General features: G+C 65.9%; 5 protein-coding genes. 4 read left to right on the forward strand and 1 reads right to left on the reverse strand.

Features of this window, described 5'->3' with window-relative positions; all coding sequences use genetic code 11:
- Positions 1-37: 37 nt before the first annotated feature.
- On the reverse strand, positions 38-442 hold the full coding sequence (locus ACFU8Q_RS31525) for a cyclic nucleotide-binding/CBS domain-containing protein (protein WP_384460446.1): 405 nt from the start codon (positions 440-442) through the stop codon (positions 38-40).
- An 850-nt stretch (positions 443-1,292) separates the two neighbouring features.
- Between ACFU8Q_RS31525 and ACFU8Q_RS31530 the strand changes: the two genes are divergently transcribed.
- The 4 genes from ACFU8Q_RS31530 to ACFU8Q_RS31545 all read left to right on the forward strand — a co-directional run.
- On the forward strand, positions 1,293-1,454 hold the full coding sequence (locus ACFU8Q_RS31530) for a hypothetical protein (RefSeq protein ID WP_384460449.1): 162 nt from the start codon (positions 1,293-1,295) through the stop codon (positions 1,452-1,454).
- Between the two features lie 2 nt (positions 1,455-1,456).
- Positions 1,457-1,786, forward strand: coding sequence for a DUF6233 domain-containing protein (locus ACFU8Q_RS31535; RefSeq protein ID WP_384460453.1), 330 nt, complete (start codon positions 1,457-1,459; stop codon positions 1,784-1,786).
- Between the two features lie 245 nt (positions 1,787-2,031).
- The gene (locus tag ACFU8Q_RS31540) at positions 2,032-2,460 is read left to right on the forward strand and encodes a hypothetical protein (protein WP_384460455.1); all 429 of its coding nucleotides are present in this window, start codon (positions 2,032-2,034) and stop codon (positions 2,458-2,460) included.
- 96 nt (positions 2,461-2,556) lie between these two features.
- A partial coding sequence (locus ACFU8Q_RS31545; protein WP_384460459.1) for a tetratricopeptide repeat protein occupies positions 2,557-5,245 on the forward strand: 2,689 nt, incomplete at its 3' end.

The raw sequence follows: 5,245 nt of genomic DNA on the forward strand, positions 1-5,245 counted from the left end.
CTTTTGAGGGGACCGGCCCACCGGTCGTTCACGGGGGTCAGCCGACGAGTTCCGGGTGAGGGCGGCGCTTGGCGGGCGTCCAGCAGCGCAGGATGTCACGGACCGAGACGATGCCGACCGGCCCGTGGTCGTCCAGCACGATCAGGTGGCGGAACCCGCCGTGCGTCATGGCCTCCGCGGCCTCTGCCAGGGTCCAGGTGGGCGCGGCGAAGACCACGTCGGTGGTGGTGTGGGCGGAGGCGGTCTCGACATCGGGATTCACGCCCGAGCCGACCGCGTTGAGGATGTCGCGCTCGGTGAGAATGCCGAGCCCGCTGGTGTCCCGGTCGAGAACGACCGCGGCTCCGACGCGCCGGACCGACATCAGCCGGGCGGCCTCGCGGAGCGTATGGGCGGGTCCGATGGTGAGGATCAGCGTGCTCATGGCGTCACGGACGAGCATGAAATGAGCCACCTCCTTCGTGAACCGACCGTGTGAGTCGATTCACAAGTTCACAAGCGGGGGGACTCTCAGAGTTGCATCGATGCGGGAACGGGACAAGGGGGGACGGGATCATCCGAGGGGCGTGCGGTGGTGCACGCCCCCGGGGGGCGCGATCCGGATCAGTAGCGCTGGTATTGAACCGCCCCTCCGGTGGGGTGCGGCATCGCTCCGCAACATGCCGGAGAGCTGCGTGGTTTGTGGGCGTCGTTGGTCGTTGTCGGTCATCGTAGGGCCCCCTCGGACGGCCCACAGACGGCCCGGAAGAAAGCCAAGCGCGCCAAGAAGGCCCAGGCTGTATGCAAGAAGAACGGCCTGAAGGTCAGACGGAAGAAGTTCAAGCAGTAGGGCTCGCACTCCGCCGCCTACGCAATCAATCCCATGGTGCTGTGTGACACGCTATGCCTGAGCGGCAGGAAACCCCAGGTCGGCGACTATCTACCTGGGATTTCTGGTGCCGCCTTCGGGATCCGAACCTGAGGTTGCGGGGTGGTCACTGCTGCGGCGTGGCCGCGAGCGCGAGCTGCTCATGCTCGATGCAGCCCAGGCCCCTGGTGTCGTCCAACTTTCCCGAGGAGTCGCCAGCGCGTCGCCGCATCCGAAAATCGAACACGCGTACCATTCACATGTGCCCATGTGCGACTTTCCCGAGAACCTGCGCGACGCCCAGCTCGCGCTGCACCAGACCCACGCCGAATGCGAGCAGTACGCCGCTGATGTCCCGTGGTCCGCCGAACCGATGGCGGGCTGAGAGAGCGAGAAGCAGTCGTACGCCAGCTTCCGCTCCGGCAAGGCCGACAGTCCCGGGCGCATGCAGGAGCAGGCCGCGAAGGTCGCCGACTTCCAGGAGAGGCTGTGCCGGCTGAGCATCCAGGTGGCCACCCGCCCGTACTGGGCGACTCTCGACAGCAGCGTGGTGGACGCGAGGATGGCTCTCAAGCACGTCCACGAGTCCGCGGACGAGGCGGCGTAGCCGTGCCAGATCCCGGCTCAATTTCCCGCCTTGACAAGCTCCGGGCTCTTGAGGAATGGCTTGACTGGCCGCTGCGCCAGACCCGGAACTGGGTCCGGGAGCTTGAGGTCGAGGAGCGGCAGGAGCAGCAGCGCCGGGAGAGGGCGAGGGCTGAGCTGTCGTGGAAGCACCAGCCCCAAGGCTCTGGCAGTCCTGCGCTGCTGCACCGCGGTGGCTGCGCGGCCTATGGCGCGCAGATGGGGTTCCTCAACCGCGAAGAGGCGATCAACGCGATGAACGAGCCGGACATCGAGCTGTGCCAGATCTGTAATCCGCAGACGGGCCTGGTGTAGGGCCGTACGGACCGCTCCGGGTGCCGGCTTTCGGTTCTGTTCGCACGTTGAAGCCGGGTGTTGGCGTCCACCCCATAGGAGTGGCTGTAGTTGATGGGCCCACTTGGTGCAGGGTGGGGCGGATGCTAGCCATTTTCCATGCTGTGTACGGATCTTCAGCCGTCTTCTTTGAGTTCGTGACACTTGGGGAAGTGGTTGAGGTCTAGGCTTACGAGCCTTGCTGATAGTCCGTCAAGGGAGACGTAATGCTGGTAGAGGCGTTGTTGGCGTTGGCAGCGGCGGGTGGCGGTGCCATCGTGCAGGCAGCTGGTACGGATGCCTGGAACGGTGTGCGCAGCGGTATCGCCCGGGCGTTGGGGCGTGGTGAGGAAGCGTGGGAGCAGAGGGAGTTGGAGCGGTTGGACCAGACACAAGCTGCGCTGGACGCCGCGACCGAAGGCGAGCTCGAACGAGTCCAAACGGCGCAGGCGGCGGTGTGGCAGAACAGGTTGGAGATGCTGCTGGAGGAACTTCCGGAGGCACAGCGGCTGCAGGTCGCGGCGGAACTTCGGGCTGTGATCGAGCAGGGGAGTGTGGACGGTAAGGGACAGTCCGTACACAACGACTTCAGCGGTTCGACGTTCGAGAAGTCAGCAGTGCAAGGCAGCGGTACGCAGAACAACACCTTTAACTGACAGACGGGGGCAGAGCCAGTGGGGGGCAAGGGCAAGAAGGCCAAAAGGCGGAACAAGAAGGGCGGACTGCCGGCTCAGCAAGTTAGTGGACGACACGTGAGCGGTTCGGGGCACGGTGATGACTTCTCCGGAAGCCAGTTCAGTTACGCCGCTGCCCAGCAGCGTGGAACGCAGTACAACACGTTCGTGCAGCAGTACGCGCCGGCGCCGTCCGCACTTGACGCGCTTCCGCATCTTCCGCCCGAATTCACGGGTCGCGACGAGGACGTGGCGCCGCTGCTGGAACTGCTCGCCCCGGACTCCAGCGCCGGACGCCCTGTGGCAGTGGTGGCGGGCATGGGTGGAGTCGGCAAGACGACCCTCGCCTACGCCGTCGGCCACCAGGTCCTCGAACGCGGGTGGTTCACCGGCGTACTCCTAGTGGATCTGCGTGGCTACGATTCTCAGCCAGCCACGCCGGAGCAGTCCCTCGATGCGCTGTTGCGCCGACTGGGAGTGCAGCCGGAGCATATTCCCCCCACCGGACCCGACCGAGAAGTGTTCTACCGATCCCACCTCGCCAGTCGTGGCCGCAAGGGGCAGCGGCTGCTCGTCATCGCCGACAATGCCTCCAGCGCAGCCCAAGTCAAACCTCTGCTGCCGCCTTCCCCACACGGCATGCTCGTCACCTCTCGCAAGGCCCTGCCGGGAATCGGGCGGCCGCGGTCCCTGCACCAGCTCCAGCCCGAGAACGCGGTCGCCCTCTTGGATCTCGCCCTGCGTGAGGCGAACCCCGACGACCGGCGCGTAGAAGAGGACAAGGAGGCGGCCGAGCGGGTGGCATTGGCCTGTGGATGCCTGCCGCTGGCCCTCCAGATCGTCTCCGCGCTCCTCGTGCAGGACCTGGGCCAGCCTCTCGCCGAACGCGCTGAACGCCTCACCGCGGGTGAGGGGCGGCTGGACAGTATCAACGACGGCGAACGCGACCTGCGCACCGTCTTTGACCAGACCCTTGACAGTCTCCTTCCGCAGCAGCAGGACCTCTTCCGCATGTTGTCCCTCAACGCCGGGCCCGACATCTCCACTTCCGCCGCAGCAGCCCTCACCCACCAGACCGAAACGGTTATCGATAACCAGCTCAGCCAACTCGCCGCCGCGCACCTCATCAACCGCAGCACCATCCGGGGCCGGTGGCAAATGCACGACCTGCTTCGCGACTACGCTGAAGAACAAACTCAGAAACACTTGGAACACAACCGCGCTGCCCGCCGCAAATACGGCCAGGCCCGCCAACGCCTTGCCGACCATTACGTGAAGTGGGTAGAAATTGCAAGAACTCACATTGATTTCTCCACGCAGCTGCACCCTTCTCCGGAATTCAGCGGCCGGGTAGAGGCTTTGCAATGGGTGGATAATGAGCGCGCCACACTTATCGCTACGGCGCATTTCGAGGCCCCGTCCGTGAGATCTACTCGCATCTGTTTCGCCCTCACTGAATATCTGCAATACCGCGAGCTGCATCATGACGCTTTGGCGGTAAGCGCTCTGAGTTTGGACTCTCTTCGCACGCTGAGAGATCGTCGCAACGAACCTGGTGCATGGAGCAATCTTGGCTATGCCCTGCGGCGGCTGCACCGTTACGACGAAGCCCTCGCCGCCCATACCACCGCCCGCACCCTCTGCGAGGAGACCGGTAACACCCGCGGCCAAGCCACCGCCTGGGACAACACCGGCAACGCGTTGTGGCAGCTGCATCGTTACGACGAAGCCCTCGCCGCCCATACCACCGCCCGCACCCTCTACAAGGAGACCGGTTACACCCACGGCCAAGCCACCGCCTGGGACAACGCCGGCAACGCCCTGGAATCGCTGCATCGTTACGACGAAGCCCTCGCCGCCCACACCACCGCCCGCGCCCTCTACGAGCAGGCCGGCGACACCCACGGCCAAGCCACCGCCTGGGACAACACCGGTGACGCCCTGGAAGACCTGAATCGTTACGACGAAGCCCTCGCCGCCCATACCACCGCCCGCACCCTCTACGAGCAGACCGGCGACACCGGCGGCCAAGCCACCGCCTGGGGCAACACCGGCAACACCCTGCGGCAGCTGCATCGTTACGACGAAGCCCTCGCCGCCCACACCACCGCCCGCACCCTCCACGAGCAGACCGGCGACACCCACGGCCAAGCCGCCGCCTGGGACAATGCCGGCAACGTCCTGGAAGCCCTGCATCGTTACGACGAAGCCCTCGCCGCCCACACCACCGCCCGCACCCTCTACGAGCAGACCGGCGACACCGGCGGCCAAGCCGCCGCCTGGGGCAACACCGGTGACACCCTGCGGCGGCTGCATCGTTACGACGAAGCCCTCGCTGCCCACACCACCGCCCGCACCCTCTACAAGGAGACCGGTAACACCCGCGGCCAAGCCATCGCCTGGGACAGCGCCGGCAACGTCCTGGAAGACCTGCACCGTTACGACGAAGCCCTCACTGCCCACACCACCGCCCGCACTCTCCACGAGCAGACCGGCGACACCCGCGGCCAAGCCACCGCCTGGGACAACGCCGGCGACGTCCTGGAAGCCCTGCATCGTTACGACGAAGCCCTCGCCGCCCATTCCACCGCTCGCGCCCTCTACGAGCAGACCGGTAACACTGGCGGCCTAGCCATCGCCTGGGGCAACACCGGTGACACCCTGCGGCGGCTGCATCGTTACGACGAAGCCCTCGCCGCCCATTCCACCGCTCGCGCCCTCTACGAGCAGACCGGTAACACTGGCGGCCTAGCCATCGCCTGGGGCA

Source organism: Streptomyces sp. NPDC057543, assembly GCF_042801895.1.
In the GTDB taxonomy this organism is placed as follows: domain Bacteria; phylum Actinomycetota; class Actinomycetes; order Streptomycetales; family Streptomycetaceae; genus Streptomyces.

Coding starts and splice junctions, on each gene's coding strand:
- ACFU8Q_RS31525 (WP_384460446.1), bottom strand. CDS start 442: ATGCTCGTCCGTGACGCCATGAGCACGCTGATCCTCACCATCGGACCC.
- ACFU8Q_RS31530 (WP_384460449.1), top strand. CDS start 1,293: ATGCAGGAGCAGGCCGCGAAGGTCGCCGACTTCCAGGAGAGGCTGTGC.
- ACFU8Q_RS31540 (WP_384460455.1), top strand. CDS start 2,032: ATGCTGGTAGAGGCGTTGTTGGCGTTGGCAGCGGCGGGTGGCGGTGCC.